This window comes from Massilia sp. LjRoot122, assembly GCF_964252725.1.
GTDB lineage: Bacteria > Pseudomonadota > Gammaproteobacteria > Burkholderiales > Burkholderiaceae_D > Telluria.
In genome coordinates, this window is the sequence record NZ_CAXUPB020000001.1 from 4,745,385 (window position 1) to 4,760,143 (window position 14,759).

Below are 14,759 nucleotides of genomic sequence, written 5' to 3' on the forward strand. Positions count from 1 at the left end.
CCCGTTCAGTGCTGGTACACGCCCGCCGAAGACAGGAAGCGTTCGAACGATGGCAAGTCCAGGGGTTGGCTGTAGTAGTAACCCTGGCCTACCTCACACCCGCTCTGGAGCAGGAAATGCTCTTCTTCCGCAGTTTCGATGCCTTCGGCGACCACGACCAGTGACAGGCTCTTTGCAAGGGTCAGGATGGCATGCAGGAGTGCCTGTTGGCGCGTACCTGCCCGGTTGATTCCATGAATAAAAGACCGGTCGATCTTGAGCACATCCACCGGGAAGTCTGCGAGATAGCTCAAGCTGGAATAACCGGTCCCGAAATCGTCGATCGCCAGCGTCAGGCCCAGTTCCTTGAGTTGTCGCAGCGATCTGCTCGCGTGACCGATATCGTGCATGAGCACCGACTCCGTCAGTTCGAGCTGCAACAAGGCTGGGTCGATGTCCGATGCCTGCAATTGCGCGCCGATGTAGTCGACGAATCCAGGATGACGCAACTCCTCGGCCGATACATTGATGGCGATGGTGCCGAAGTCCACCCCCTCGCTGGTCCAGGCCAGCGCTTGCCGGAGCGCTTCATCGAACACCCATCTTCCCAGGGCATTGATCAGGCCCGACGCCTCGGCACACGGGATGAATTTTGTGGGTGCCACCCATCCCCAGTCCGCATCGTGCCACCGCAACAAGGCTTCGCACCCGCATACCTTCCCGTCCGGGAACTTGATCTTCGGCTGATAGAACAGACTGAAGCTGCCGGCGTTCAGCGCAAGCCGCAGCCGCTCTTCGATACGTTGACGCTCCAGCGTGTCGGCATGTAAGGCATGCGTGAAAACGCGCCAGCCGTTTCTGCCGCCGCCCTTGACACTTTGCAGGGCAATATCCGCATGCTGGAGCAGAATTTCCACGGTCGTGCCGTGTTCGGGATAGCTTGCGATGCCGGCACTGCAGCCAATCCGAATGTCCTTACCGCCTACCTGGTGCGGCCTGGCGAGCGCTTCGACAATGCGTGCCGCAGCCAGCATGGCCTCTTCCGTACTCGAGCCCGGCGCCATCACGACGACGAATTCGTCGCCGCCCTGCCGGCCAACCAGGTCGATCAGCCGGAAGCAGCCGCGCAAGCGCTCCGCGACAGAAACGAGGAGCTTATCGCCGGCATCATGCCCCAGCGTGTCGTTCACGAGTTTGAACTTGTCCAGATCCAGGTACAGGACCGGCACGCTCTGGCGATGGGTCGCGGCATGGGCCAGGGCCTGGTCGAGATGTTTTTGGATCGCGAAACGGTTGGGCAAGCCGGTCAGGAAGTCGTGCCATGCGAGATGGTCGACCTTGGCCTGCATCTCGTAGGCCTCGGTCGTGTCGTGGAATACCATCACGGTCCCCACCAGTGCGCCGGATTCGTCGATGATCGGCGAGCAGGAATCCTCGATGCGTATCGTCGTGCCGTCATGGCGGACCAGAACGGTCCCCGGGGCGACGCGCGCGCTTTGCAGTGTCGAGATGACTTGATGTACGGGATGCACGAGCGCCTCCAGGTTCTCCGCATCCTGGAATGCCATGAGGCCTGCAATCGGGCGACCGACGAGCTCCGTGGACGGGTAGTGCAGCAAGCGGCGGGCGGCGGAGTTGAGGAAGGTGATCTCGGCGCGGGAATTTGTACAGATGACTCCGTCTGCAATGGCCTCGAGCGAAATCGCCGTTTGCTGTTGCCGCTCGTGAAGCGCATGCTGTGACGCGGCATGCCGGATCACGAGCGCCAGGATCTGCAAGATCAGATCGGACGCGGTCGATGAATCGTTCAAGCATGCCGCCGCACCCTGCCCCAGCAATTCGGGCTCCAGTCCGGATCGTCCGCTCGCCATCCACACGAGGACCGGAATCGGTGCGAACTCCCGGATGGCAAGCGCCAACTCGCCCACGCCGTTCGCGCCGGCTGTGTCCAGATCGAGCAGAACCACATGGACAGCATGCGCCGATCCGTGCACTTGCGCCGCCTGGACGCTTGCCGTGACATCGACACGCAGAAGCAGGGTGTCGGATGCGGCCCCGGCTAGCGTTGCAAGCAGTCTGGCGAGTGTCGCTGAACCTGATGTGATTACAAGTAGGTTTTGCTCAACCATGACTGCTCTCCAAACCGCCTGGCACTGTAAATACCAACAGTAACAGTTCGCAAATGTCCGTTGATATATTATTTCAAGGACAAAGGCGGTTCATGACAGCTCAGACCGGATTCTTGAGCGCTAGCCAGGACGGCTTGGTGTCGCTATGCGGTATGGTCGGGGATCCACTCGAGAAGATCGGTAACGCCGATGTCGACGCCCGCCTGCGTCAGCAGCGTGCTTGCCTGACCGCGGTGATGGGTCTGGTGGTTGAACAGGTGCAGCAGCAGGCTTCCAAAGTTCTTCGAGAATTCGCCACGCGCGTTCCTGTACGAGAGCGCTTGCGCCAGGTCTGCATCGGATACTTCCTCCGCGAGCGCCTGGATGATCCCATCCAGCCGCACCCGGTGTTCCAGCAGCGTCTCCAGCTCATCGCTATACAGGTGAGCGAGGCCGGCGGGAGCGGGAATGCCGGCCATCGCCTTCAGGGAAGCGAAATCCGCGGGATGTCCCATGAAACGGCGCAGCCAGATGGTGTCACCGGCGACGATATGGTTCAGCGTGCCGATGAGCGACCCGAAGAAGGCGCCCCGGTCGGCAAGCAAGGCATCCTTCGGCAAGGCTGCCGCAGCGGCATAGAGCCTGCCGTTCATGGACGCGTTATAGGACGCCAATAAAACGATGTCTTCCCGGATCGGCATGCTGGTCAGCGCTTGACGACGATCGGCTTCAGACCGAAGGAAGACGGCACCGCGCGCGCCGCCTCCAGGGCGTCTTCGCGGCTTTCGAAGGGTCCGCCGTACAGGCGGTTCAGCGACCCCACCTTGACCACTTCGAGCTTGCCGACTTCGACGCCGGCATCGAGCAGGCGCCCGCTCATGGCTTCGGCGGTGCCGGCGCGGCCGTAGGACCCGAGCTGGACATAGAAGCTACCGCGCGGCACCAGCTTGGGCACGACCTGGGCCACCGCCGCGCTGTCGGTGCGCACCCGGTCTTCCAACATCAGCGCCGCGATCTCGGGCGGGGCCGATTGCGCCTCCGAGGTGATGCTGCGGCGTTCCGACGCCATCCGGATGGGGTCGTTCGGGAACAGGCGTTCGACCTCGACCTGGTGGCTGCCCTTGCCCAGCAGGCCGAGCTTGAGCGCCGCCGTGTACGAGACGTCGACGATGCGGCTGGCGTGGAAGGGACCGCGGTCGTTGATGCGTACCACCACGGACTTGCCGGTCTCGACGCTCGTGACGCGCGCATAGGAGGGAATCGGCAGGGTCGGATGCGCTGCCGTCATCTTGTACATGTCGTAGAGCTCGCCCGACGAGGTCTTCTGTCCATGGAACTTGACGCCGTACCAGCTGGCCACGCCGCGCTGGACGAAGGGGTCCTGGTGAACGATCGGGGTATAGGTTTGGCCGAACACCGAGTAAGGACGGTTGGCCCATTTGGCGTAGGGTTCGGCCTTGACCACCGCATCCGGGGTGTCCATCAGGCCGGCCGGTGGATTAAGGCCGGGGCCGTCGTCCTTGTAATAGCCGCCACGCCCGGAATTGGGCGGCGGCAGCTTGGGCACGTCGGTGTGCTTTGCCGCGGGATGCTTCCACGGCAGCGGGATCAGGCTCTTGCGCTCACCGGAATCGGTGGTGCCACAGCCGACGAGTTGCGTTGCGAGCAATGCCAGGCCGAAGACCGTAGCAAGTTGTGTTCTTGGAACGGCCATTCGTGTCGTCCTATTTCATTACGTCTGCACCAGTTTACGATGTCTTTGAATACTCATCAATATACCAGCGCCGAGACCGAGCGTAATAAAGGCTGTTCCGCCATAGCTCATGAAAGGTAGCGGAACTCCGACGACGGGCAGGATGCCGATCACCATGCCCATATTGACGAAAGCATAAGTGAAGAACATCATCGTGATCGCACCGGCCAGCAGGCGCGAGAAGGTGTTCGGGGCATTTGCCGCGATCATCAGCCCACGGCCGATCAGCAACAGGTAGACGAACAGCAGGAACAGGTTGCCGACCAGGCCGAATTCTTCCGAATACACGGCGAACACGAAGTCGGTGGTCTGCTCGGGAACGAACTCGAGGGCGCCCTGCGTCCCCTGGCCATAGCCCTTGCCGAACACGCCGCCGGAACCGATGGCAATCTCGGACTGGATGATGTGGAAGCCCTTGCCCAGCGGGTCGGAAGTCGGGTCGATCAGCGTCATCACCCGGTCGCGCTGGTAGTCGTGCAGCATCGACCAGGCGATCGGCATCGCGGCAGCGGCGGACAGGCCCAGCGCGATCAGGGCCTTCCATGGCAGACCGGCGAGGAAGATCACGTAGAAGCCGGAACTGCCCACCATCAGCGCAGTGCCCAGGTCGGGCTGCTTGGCGATCAGGGCGAACGGAACCAGGAGGATCACGGCGGCGATGGCGTAGTTCTTCCAGGTGGCGGCGTTGGCGCGCTGCTGGAAGTACCAGGCCAGCATCATCGGCGTCGCGATCTTCAGGATCTCCGAGGGCTGGATGTCGACGCCCACGTAGAGCCAGCGCCGTGCGCCCTTCTTGATGATGCCGAACAGCGCCACCGCAATCAGCAGCGTGACCCCGACCGTATAGATCGGCACGGCGAGCCGCATCAGGGTCTGCGGCGGCACGTTGGCCGCGATCCACATGATGCCGAAGGCCAGCATGAAGTTACGGATCTGGTGCTCGACGCGGTCGGGGAACTCGGCGCCCGCCGAGGTCATGGTGATCACGCTGGTCATCATCAGGACGAACAGCACCAGGCCGAGCGGCCAGTCGAACACGGTGAAATACGGACGCAGGCGGCGCCGCAGCGAACGGCGTTCTGGAATGCGTGCCATGCTTATTCCTTTCGAGTGGCGGGAGCGGCCGGTGCGGCTTTCGGCGCGGCGCCTGGCGGCGGGTCTTTCGGCTTCGGCGGCGCCGGACGCTTGCCCAGCAGGTAGTAGTCGAGCGCCTTGCGCGCGATCGGCGCGGCGAAGGACGCGCCGAAGCCGACGTTCTCGACGATCAGGGCCAGCGCGATCTTCGGCTTGTCCGCCGGCGCGAACGCGACGTAGAGGGCATTGTCGCGGTGGCGCTCGTCGATGGCGCTGGCGTTGTATTTCTGGCCTTTCAGGCCGATCACCTGCGCGGTGCCGGTCTTGCCGGCCGAGATATAGCCGGCATTGGCGAAGGCCCGGTGGCCGGTGCCGTAGGATTCCTGGGTCACGCCCACCATGGTGTGCTTGATGAAATCGATGTTCTCCTGCTTGAGCGGGATGCGCCGGGTTTCCTTCGGCACGGTCAGGCTGCGCTGCTTGGTGGCGCCGTCCTCGACCATCTTCACCAGGTGCGGCTTCATCACCACGCCGTTGTTGGCAAGGGTCGAGACCGCGTGTGCCAGCTGGATCATGCTGTAGTTGTTGAAGCCCTGGCCGATCGAGATCGAGATGGTGTCGCCGCCCACCCACTTGCCGGCACGCGGGTTCTTGCGGAAGCGATTCGCCTTCCATTCCTTGGACGGCAGCACGCCGGTCTTCTCGTGCTCGAGGTCGATGCCGGTCGGATGGCCGAAACCGAACTGCCCCATGAAGTTCGAGATGTTATCGATGCCCATCTCGTTGCCGAGCTGGTAATAATAGGTGTCGCAGGATTCGACCACCGACTTGTACATGTCGACGTAGCCGTGGCCGCCCGGCTTGTCGTCGTTGAAGCGGTGCCCGCCCAGCACGTAGAAGCCGGGGTCGCGGATGCCGTCGTTCGGCTTGCGGAAGCCCAGCTCGAGCGCGGCCAGCGCCATGAAGGGCTTGAAGGTCGAACCCGGCGGATAGGTGCCCGACAGCGGCCGGTTCATCAGCGGCCGGTCGAGCGAAGTATTCAGCTCGTTCCAGTTCTGGCTGTCGATGCCGTCCACGAACAGGTTCGGATCGAAGCCCGGGCGCGACACATAGGCCAGCACGTCGCCGGTCTCGGGTTCGATCGCCACCAGCGCGCCGCGGTGCTCGCCGAAGGCTTCCTCGACGATCTTCTGCAGCTCGATGTCGATCGACAGGATCAGGTTGCTGCCCGGGGTCGGCGCCGTGCGTGCCAGGGTGCGGATGGCGCGCCCGCCGGCGGTGCGCTCGACCTGTTCGTAGCCGGTGGTGCCGTGCAGGTAGCTCTCGTACTTCTTCTCGACGCCTTCCTTGCCGACATGCTCGGTGCCGTTGTAGTTGGCATCCAGACCGTCCTCTTCCAGCCGCGCCGCCTCTTTCTGGTTGATGCGGCCGATGTAGCCGATCACGTGCGAGGCGGTTTCGCCCAGCGGGTACTGGCGGAACAGGCGCGCCTGCACTTCCACGCCCGGGAAGCGGAAGCGCTGCGCGGTGAAGCGCGCCACTTCGTCGTCGGTCAGGCGGGTGCGCAGCGGCACGCTGGCGAAGCTGCGCGATTCTTCCAGCAGGCGCTTGAAGCGGCGCCGGTCGCGCTGCTCGATGACGACCAGCTTGGACAGCTCGTCGATGACGGAATCCAGGTTGGCCTGCAGCTTGGACGGCGTGATCTCCAGCGTGTAGGCCGAGTAGTTGCGCGCCAGGACCACGCCGTTGCGGTCGACGATCAGGCCGCGGTTGGGTACGACGGGCACCAGTGCGATGCGGTTGCCCTCGGCCTGCAGCACGAACTGGTCGTGGCGCAGCACCTGCAGCCAGACGAAGCGCGCCACCAGCAGGCCGAAGCAGATGAAGACGAGCGCCACCAGCGCCGTGAGGCGCATGCGGAACAGGTGGATCTCGCGGTCGTTGTCCTTGAATTCGGTCATTCTGCGGTACAGCTCAGTCGGCTCAGATCGGACGGGTATGGTCGCGGTCGACGGCGCGGCGCTGCGGCGCCAGCAGCAGCCAGGTAATCACCGGCCACAGGGCGACGGCGACCACGCTCTCGGCGAAGTGCAGCAGGCCCGGGAAGCGGCCCGACGCCGTGAAGTGGACGAAGGCCTGCACCGCCTGCGCCAGCAGCAGCAGCGGGAACACGTGCATGGCCTGGGTCATCACCGGGAACCACAGCACGCGGCGGTGGATCATGATGGCCAGGTAGGACAGCAAGGTGTAGGCGAGCGCATTCTCGCCCAGCAGGCTGGCGTCGTGCACGTCCATCAGCAGGCCCATCACGAAGGCCACGCCGATGCCGACCTTGCGCGGCTGGTGGATGCCCCAGAACACCAGCACCAGCGCGACGAAGTCGGGGGCGCCGACCCAGCGGCCCAGCGGCAGCAGGTTGAGCATGAAGGCGCAGACCAGGCTGAAGGTGATGAACAGCGGGCTGACGGGCAGCAGGATGTAATGGGGACGGTTACCGGGCATTATTGGCCCTCCCTGGTGGCCGGGCGTGGGTTGGTGGTCGCGCTGGGCGCGGCAGGCTGTCCCTGCACCGCAGCCGGACGGACCGGCACGGTGGCGACGGCAGGCGCGGTGGCCTGCTGGGCAGCACCGGCGGCGGGGGTGCCCACGCCTTGCGCGGGCTGTTGCGGCAGGCCCTGCGGCGGCAGCGGCGCCGGCGCCAGCGGCGGTGCCGGGATCGGCGCCATGTCCGGCAGCTTGCGGCGCGCGGTGGTGGCGGCGCTCTGGGTCTCGGCCTTGGGGCGCGGCGGCAGCTGCGATTGCGACATGATGATCAGGAGCTGGCGGTTGCGGTCGATCCCGGCCAGCGGCTGGCAGACCACGCGCCCGAAGGCGCCGGCGGCGACGTTCTCGACCTGCACCACCTTGGCCACCGCCAGGCCGGCCGGGTACATGCCGTCCAGGCCCGAGGTGACGAGCACGTCGCCGACCTGGATGTCGGCGTTCGCCACCACGAAGCGCAAATCGAGCAGGCCCGACTGGCCGCGGCCGTAGGCGATGCTGCGCAGGCCGCTGCGCAGCACCTGCACGGGAATCGCCTGTTCCTTGTCGGTCAGGAGCGTGACCTCGGACGTGAACGGGAACACGCGCGTGACCTGGCCGACCACGCCCGCATGGTCGATCACGGGCAGGCCGAGCACGACGTCATGGCGCGAGCCGCGGTCGATCACGATGCGGCGTGTCGAGGGATCGCGCGCGTCGTACAGGATCTCGGTCATCTGGGCCTGGACCGGCAGGTGCTGCTTCGCATCCATCAGGCGGCGCAGCTGCGCGTTCTCGGCCATTTGCAGCTGGGCCTGCTGCAGCACGCGGGCCTGGGCCAGCTCGCGGGTCTTGAGCTCGCGGACTTCCTTCTGGAGCGAGGAAATCGACGAGAAATAGCCGGCCATGTTGCCGAGCGCCTCGCGCGGCAGCAGGGCGGCCATCTGTACGGGATAGAGAATGGTGGCAGCCACCTGGCGCACCGAGGCCAGGGTCTGGTAGCGGGCATCGACGACCAGCAGCACCACCGAGATCAGGGCGAAGACGATGGCCTTCACCCGGGCCGGGGCACCTTGTTTGAAAAGCGGCGGAGGACTGTATTGCATGCCGTATTGGCGTCCTGTCTAGTCGGTGCGCGGAATGTCAACGCGGGCAGACGCGCGCGGGATCATCCGCACGCCCTGCCCGCTGTCGCATCGGCCGCGCCGCTGTGATGGATTATTCGTAGGAGAAGATGGAACCGAGCTTGTCCATGCGCTCGAGCGCCATGCCCGAACCGCGCACCACGCAGGTCAGCGGGTCTTCGGCCACCAGCACCGGCAGGCCGGTCTCTTCCATCAGCAGGCGGTCGAGGTCGCGCAGCAGCGCGCCGCCGCCGGTCAGCATCATGCCCTTCTCGGCGATGTCGGCGCCCAGTTCCGGCGGAGCCTGTTCCAGGCCGTTCTTCACTGCCGAGACGATGTTGTTGAGCGGGTCGGTCAGGGCTTCCAGGATCTCGTTGCTCGAGATGGTGAAGGAACGCGGGATGCCTTCCGACAGGTTGCGGCCCTTGACTTCCATTTCCTTGATCTCGGAACCAGGGAAGGCCGAACCGATGGCCTTCTTGATCGCTTCGGCGGTCTGTTCGCCGATCAGCATGCCGTAGTTGCGGCGGATGTAGTTGACGATGGCTTCATCGAACTTGTCGCCGCCGACTCGCACCGAACCCTTGTAGACCATGCCGCCCAGCGAGATGATGCCCACTTCGGTGGTGCCGCCGCCGATGTCGACCACCATCGAGCCGGTCGCGTCCGAGACCGGCAGGCCGGCGCCGATCGCGGCCGCCATCGGCTCTTCGATCAGGTAGACCTGCGAGGCGCCGGCGCCGAGGGCCGATTCGCGGATCGCGCGGCGTTCGACCTGGGTCGAACCGCAGGGCACGCAGATGATGATGCGCGGCGACGGCCGGAAGAACTTCGAATCGTGGACCATGCGGATGAACTGCTTGAGCATCTGCTCGGTGACGGTGAAGTCGGCGATCACGCCGTCCTTCATCGGGCGGATGGCCTCTATGTTGCCCGGCACCTTGCCCAGCATCTGCTTGGCTTCCTTGCCGACCGCCTGGATGGTCTTCTTGCCGTTCGGGCCGCCCTCCTGGCGGATCGCGACGACCGACGGCTCGTCCAGCACGATGCCCAGGCCGCGCACGTAGATCAGGGTGTTGGCGGTACCGAGGTCGATCGCCAGGTCATTCGAGAAGTAGCTGCGTAAAGAACCAAACATGGGTGTCCTGATGGCGCGTGGAGTCGCGCATGAAAATTGATCGGTTTGTCTTCGCCGCGTCTGCGAATGCATCGCGGTCTTTCCTGCGGCGGACTAGCTTTCAGCCCGACAGCGCATTAGCCCGCCATTCTACCTTATAATTTGTCGATTAAATGCTGAAAACGGGTGGTTTTACCCCCCAATTCAAAGGCGAGATCGACGGTGTTACCAAGGTTTTATCGGACGTAGCGCGCCGTTCGCTGACCGCTTGCCAACTTTCATTAACAGCCCAACCACATTTATCACGCGGCCCCGCCGCGCCCATTGCCATGTCCCTGACACTTTCAGACGTAAAACGCATCGCCAACCTGGCGCAGCTCGAGATGGACGAAGCCCACGCGGAGATCGCGCTGGCCGAGCTGAACGGCATCTTCGCCCTGGCCGAGCAGATGCAGGCGGTGGACACGACCGGCGTTGCGCCACTGTCGCAGCCGCTCGCGAGCATCATGGCCATGCCGCTGCGCCTGCGCGACGACGTGGTGACCGAAGAGAACCGCCGCGAGGACTACCAGGCCCCGGCGCCGAAGGCGCAGGACGGCCTGTACCTGGTGCCGAAGGTCATCGAGTAATCCACGCAAACCGCTTCCAGAACAACGACCATGCACAACAAGACCATCAAAGAGCTGTCCGCGCTCCTGCAATCGAAGCAGGTGTCGAGCGTCGAACTGACCAGCCACTACCTCGACCGCATCGAGGCGAGCAGCCACAACGCCTTCCTGCACCTGGACCGCGAGCGCACCCTGGCCCAGGCCGCCGGCGCCGACGCCCGCATCGCCGCCGGCACGGCCGGTCCGCTGACCGGCGTGCCGATCGCGCACAAGGACATCTTCGTCACCCGTGGCTGGCGCACCACAGCCGGCTCCAAAATGCTGGCCAATTATGAAAGCCCGTTCGACGCGACCGTGGTCGAGCGCTTCGCAAAGGCCGGCATGGTCACCCTGGGCAAGGTCAACCTCGACGAATTCGCGATGGGCTCGGCCAACGAGAACTCGGCCTTCGGCGCGGTGAAGAACCCCTGGGATCCGCTGGCGGTGCCAGGCGGCTCCTCGGGCGGCTCGGCCGCCGCGATCGCCGCGCGCCTGGCGCCGGCCGCCACCGCAACCGACACCGGCGGCTCGATCCGCCAGCCGGCCGCCTTCTGCGGCGTCACCGGCATCAAGCCGACCTACGGCCGCGTGTCGCGCTTCGGCATGATCGCCTTCGCCTCCTCGCTCGACCAGGGCGGCCCGATCGCCCAGACCGCCGAGGACTGCGCCCTGCTGCTGAACGAGATGATCGGCTTCGACGAGCGCGACTCGACCAGCCTGACGGTCGAGCAGGGCAACGTGGCCGAGGACTACACCCGCGACCTGAACAAGCCCCTGAACGGGCTGCGCATCGGTGTGCCGAAGGAATACTTCGGTGAAGGCCTGGCGGCAGACGTCGAGCAGGCGGTGCGCGCGGCGCTGGACGAATTCGTGAAGCTGGGCGCCTCGCTGGTCGAGATCTCCCTGCCGAAGACCGCGCTGTCGATCCCGACCTACTACATCATCGCCCCGGCCGAGGCCTCGTCGAACCTGTCGCGCTTCGATGGCGTGCGCTACGGCCACCGCGCCAGCGAGTACAAGGATCTGCAGGACATGTACCGCAAAACCCGCGCCGAAGGCTTCGGCCGCGAGGTGCAGCGCCGCATCATGGTCGGCACCTACGTGCTGTGCCATGGCTACTACGACGCCTACTACGTGCAGGCGCAGAAGATCCGCCGCCTGATCGCCGACGACTTCCAGGCCGCGTTCGCGGACAAATGCGACGTGATCATGGGCCCGGTGGCCCCGACGGTGGCCTGGGACCTGGGCGCCAAGGCCAACGACCCGGTGGCCAACTATCTGGCCGACATCTTCACGCTGTCGACCAGCCTGGCGGGCCTGCCGGGCATGTCGATCCCGGTCGGTTTCGGCCAGGGTGAAAAGAACGCCAAGCGCCCGGTCGGCCTGCAAATCATCGGCAACTACTTCGCCGAAGCGAAGCTGCTGAACATCGCGCACCAGTACCAGCAGGTGACCGACTGGCACCAGCGCGCGCCGGAAGGCGTGTAAGCCCACAAGCACAGAATACAGAGAGAACACACCATGCAATGGGAAGTCGTCATCGGTCTTGAGAACCACGTGCAGCTCACGACCAACTCGAAAATCTTCAGCGGCAGCTCGATCCGTTTCGGCGCCGAGCCGAACACGCAAGCCAGCCCGGTCGACCTGGCGCTGCCGGGCGTGCTGCCGGTCCTGAACCGCGGCGCCGTCGAGCGCGCAATCCGCTTCGGCCTGGCCGTGGGCGCCAAGATCGCACCGCAGTCGGTCTTCGCCCGCAAGAACTACTTCTACCCCGACCTGCCGAAGGGCTACCAGATCAGCCAGTTCGAGGACCCGGTGGTCCAGGGCGGCACCATCAGCTTCGCCTACGAGAAGGACGGCAAGCTGGAAACGAAAACCGTCAACCTGACCCGCGCCCACCTCGAGGAAGACGCCGGCAAGTCGCTGCACGAAGACTATGCCGGCATGAGCGGCATCGACCTGAACCGCGCCGGCACGCCGCTGCTCGAGATCGTCTCGGAGCCGGAGATGCGCAGCGCGAATGAGGCGGTGGCCTATGCCAAGGCCCTGCACTCGCTGGTGGTCTGGCTGGGCGTCTGCGACGGCAACATGCAGGAAGGCAGCTTCCGCTGCGACGTCAACGTCTCGGTGCGCCCGATGGGCCAGAAGGAATTCGGCACCCGCTGCGAGATCAAGAACCTGAACTCCTTCCGCTTCATGGAAGAAGCCATCCACTACGAAGTGCGGCGCCAGATCGAGCTGATCGAAGACGGCGGCAAGGTGATCCAGGCGACCCGCCTGTGGGATCCGGACAAGAAGGAAACCCGCTCCATGCGCACCAAGGAAGACGCGCAGGACTACCGCTACTTCCCGGATCCGGACCTGCCGCCGCTGGTGATCGGCCAGGACTGGATCGAGCGCGTGCAAGCCGACATGCCGGAACTGCCGGGCGCCCTGCGCGCGCGCTTCACCGGCGACTACGGCCTGCCGGAGTACGACAGCCTGGTGCTGACCTCCTCGAAGGCGATGGCGACCTACTACGAAGCCGTGGTGGCTGCGGCCGGCAAGGAAAACGCCAAGGCGGCGGCGAACTGGATGATGGGCGACGTCTCGTCGACCCTGAACCGCGAAGGCGTGGAACTCGACCAGTCGCCGGTGTCCGCCGCCCAGCTCGCGCTGCTGCTCAAGCGCATCGCCGACGGCACCATCTCGAACAAGGCCGGCAAGGAAGTCTTCGCCGCCATGTGGGAAGCGAAATCGGATGACGCCGGTCTGGCCGATACCGTGATCGAGCAGAAGGGCCTGAAGCAGATTTCAGACACGGGCGCGCTGGAAGCGATCGTCGACGAAGTCCTGGCCGCCAACGCCAAGTCGGTCGAGCAGTACCGCGCCGGCAAGGAAGCCGCGATCAACGCCCTGATCGGCCAGACCATGAAGGCCTCGAAGGGCAAGGCCAATCCGGCCCAGGTGACCGAGCTGCTGAAGCAGAAGCTGGCCGGCTGATCCGGCAGGCTGCAATGAAAAAGCCGGAGCACGCTCCGGCTTTTTCGTGCCCGTCGGCCTTGCTTTAGCGGCCTTTGGCCTCTTTGCGCTCTTCCTTCATCATGCAGACGTAGTCGGCCAGCGGCATCAGCTCGAATTCGCGGCGGTTCGCCTCGACCTCGCGCAGGCTCTCGGCGTTCGGCAGGCCGAGATGGCTGCCGGCGAAGTTGTCGGAGGACTGGGTGCCGAAACGCTGGGGTTTGCCCTGCGCTTCCAACAGCCGGTCGACGTAGCGCGCCATGTCGCTGCCGGACAGTTCGCCGTCCACGCGGCGCTGGTCCAGCACCGGCACCAGCGATTGCTGGAACTTCGGGGCGCGGTCGGCGTGCAGCGCCAGCAGCCAGGCGTCGTGCACGCCCTGCTCGCCCACCTGGGCCGCGGTCGGGAAGCCCTTGCTGCGCACCAGTTCGAACAGCCACTTGACGTTCTCTTCGTCGATCGCCGCCACCTCGCGGCGCGGGCCCCAGTCCTTGCGGGCCGCCTTCACCATCGCCAGGCGCGCCTGCTGGTCGCGGGCGGCACGGGCGGCCAGTTCGGCGCGCAGTTGCGGATCGGTGAAGCTGCGCGCGGCGTCGCGCTTCGCCAGCGCTTCGTCGGTCTCGTTCGGATGGGCGGCGTACCAGGCGCTCACGCCCGGGCAGTTGGCCGCTACGGCAGCGTCGGCGGCCCAGGCCGAGGCGCTGAAGGCCGCGCACAGCAGCGCCGCGCAGGCGGAATGCTTCATGTTCCAGACGCCCATGCTCAGACTCCGTAGCGCGCGCGGTAGGCGGCGACGGCGTCCTTGTGCGCGCCGAGCTCGGCGCCGGCATCGTTCGACAGGTAAGTGAACAGGTCGTCCAGGTTGGCGATCGAGATCACCGGGATGCCGAATTCCTTCGACACCTGCTGCACCGCCGAGTGTTCCGACAGCGCGCCATCCTTGCCCGAACGCTCCATGCGGTCGAGTGCGATCAGCACCGCCGCCGGCTCGGCGCCCGCGGCGCGGATCATGTCCACCGATTCGCGCACCGAGGTGCCGGCCGAGATCACGTCGTCGATGATCACGACCTTGCCCGCCAGCTTGGCGCCGACGATGGTGCCGCCCTCGCCGTGGTCCTTGGCTTCCTTGCGGTTGTAGGCGAACGCCGTGTCGCGGCCCTTGGCGGCCAGCGCCACCGCGGTTGCCGACGCCAGGGTGATGCCCTTGTAGGCCGGGCCGAACAGCATGTCGAATTCGACGCCGGAATCCAGCAGCGTCTGCGCGTAGAACTGTGCCAGCCGGCCCAGCGTCGCGCCGTCATGGAACAGGCCGGCGTTGAAGAAGTATGGCGACTGGCGCCCTGCCTTGGTCGTGAATTGACCGAATTTCAATACTTCGGCCTTGACCGAAAATGCAATAAATTCCTGGCGCAGATCGCTCATGCGTTCCCCCTTGAT

13 protein-coding genes are annotated in these 14,759 nt (G+C 65.1%); 3 read left to right on the forward strand and 10 right to left on the reverse strand.

Features of this window, described 5'->3' with window-relative positions; all coding sequences use genetic code 11:
* Positions 1-5: 5 nt before the first annotated feature.
* The 8 genes from ACSQ25_RS20865 to ACSQ25_RS20900 all read right to left on the reverse strand — a co-directional run bounded on the left by ACSQ25_RS20865 (position 6) and on the right by ACSQ25_RS20900 (position 9,696).
* Positions 6-2,108, reverse strand: a complete 2,103-nt coding sequence (locus ACSQ25_RS20865) for a putative bifunctional diguanylate cyclase/phosphodiesterase (RefSeq protein ID WP_436107580.1) — start codon at positions 2,106-2,108, stop codon at positions 6-8.
* A gap of 143 nt (positions 2,109-2,251) precedes the next feature.
* On the reverse strand, positions 2,252-2,788 hold the full coding sequence (locus tag ACSQ25_RS20870) for a DinB family protein (RefSeq protein WP_436107581.1): 537 nt from the start codon (positions 2,786-2,788) through the stop codon (positions 2,252-2,254).
* 5 nt (positions 2,789-2,793) lie between these two features.
* Entirely contained in the window at positions 2,794-3,801 is a 1,008-nt protein-coding gene (locus ACSQ25_RS20875) for a septal ring lytic transglycosylase RlpA family protein (protein WP_436107582.1), read from the reverse strand.
* A gap of 18 nt (positions 3,802-3,819) precedes the next feature.
* The gene (gene rodA, locus ACSQ25_RS20880; RefSeq protein WP_436107583.1) at positions 3,820-4,935 is read right to left on the reverse strand and encodes a rod shape-determining protein RodA; all 1,116 of its coding nucleotides are present in this window, start codon (positions 4,933-4,935) and stop codon (positions 3,820-3,822) included.
* 2 nt (positions 4,936-4,937) lie between these two features.
* On the reverse strand, positions 4,938-6,875 hold the full coding sequence (gene mrdA / locus ACSQ25_RS20885; RefSeq protein WP_436107584.1) for a penicillin-binding protein 2: 1,938 nt from the start codon (positions 6,873-6,875) through the stop codon (positions 4,938-4,940).
* A gap of 22 nt (positions 6,876-6,897) precedes the next feature.
* Positions 6,898-7,416 (reverse strand): rod shape-determining protein MreD, encoded by a 519-nt coding sequence (gene mreD, locus ACSQ25_RS20890; RefSeq protein WP_436107585.1) that lies wholly within the window; start codon positions 7,414-7,416, stop codon positions 6,898-6,900.
* Positions 7,416-8,540 (reverse strand): rod shape-determining protein MreC, encoded by a 1,125-nt coding sequence (gene mreC, locus ACSQ25_RS20895; RefSeq protein WP_436107586.1) that lies wholly within the window; start codon positions 8,538-8,540, stop codon positions 7,416-7,418. The genes mreD and mreC overlap by 1 nt, the downstream gene beginning before the upstream one ends.
* 112 nt (positions 8,541-8,652) lie before the next feature.
* Entirely contained in the window at positions 8,653-9,696 is a 1,044-nt protein-coding gene (locus ACSQ25_RS20900; RefSeq protein ID WP_436107587.1) for a rod shape-determining protein, read from the reverse strand.
* A 308-nt stretch (positions 9,697-10,004) separates the two neighbouring features.
* On the opposite strand from ACSQ25_RS20900, the gene gatC reads away from it, so the two are divergent.
* The 3 genes from gatC to gatB are packed head-to-tail and all read left to right on the forward strand — an operon-like array spanning position 10,005 to position 13,304.
* Positions 10,005-10,304 (forward strand): Asp-tRNA(Asn)/Glu-tRNA(Gln) amidotransferase subunit GatC, encoded by a 300-nt coding sequence (gene gatC, locus ACSQ25_RS20905; RefSeq protein ID WP_436107588.1) that lies wholly within the window; start codon positions 10,005-10,007, stop codon positions 10,302-10,304.
* Positions 10,305-10,334: 30 nt separating this feature from the next.
* Complete coding sequence (gatA, locus tag ACSQ25_RS20910; RefSeq protein ID WP_436107589.1) at positions 10,335-11,810, forward strand: Asp-tRNA(Asn)/Glu-tRNA(Gln) amidotransferase subunit GatA; 1,476 nt, start codon at positions 10,335-10,337, stop codon at positions 11,808-11,810.
* A 15-nt stretch (positions 11,811-11,825) separates the two neighbouring features.
* Positions 11,826-13,304, forward strand: coding sequence for an Asp-tRNA(Asn)/Glu-tRNA(Gln) amidotransferase subunit GatB (gatB, locus tag ACSQ25_RS20915; RefSeq protein WP_436108115.1), 1,479 nt, complete (start codon positions 11,826-11,828; stop codon positions 13,302-13,304).
* A gap of 64 nt (positions 13,305-13,368) precedes the next feature.
* Here the strand turns inward: gatB and ACSQ25_RS20920 are convergent, their stop codons facing one another.
* Together ACSQ25_RS20920 and pyrE are read right to left on the reverse strand one after the other, a co-directional pair.
* The gene (locus ACSQ25_RS20920) at positions 13,369-14,082 is read right to left on the reverse strand and encodes a DUF6624 domain-containing protein (RefSeq protein WP_436107590.1); all 714 of its coding nucleotides are present in this window, start codon (positions 14,080-14,082) and stop codon (positions 13,369-13,371) included.
* 2 nt (positions 14,083-14,084) lie between these two features.
* Positions 14,085-14,744 carry an orotate phosphoribosyltransferase gene (gene pyrE, locus ACSQ25_RS20925; RefSeq protein WP_436107591.1) on the reverse strand — a complete coding sequence of 220 codons (660 nt, stop codon included), beginning with the start codon at positions 14,742-14,744 and terminating at the stop codon, positions 14,085-14,087.
* Positions 14,745-14,759: the final 15 nt, after the last annotated feature.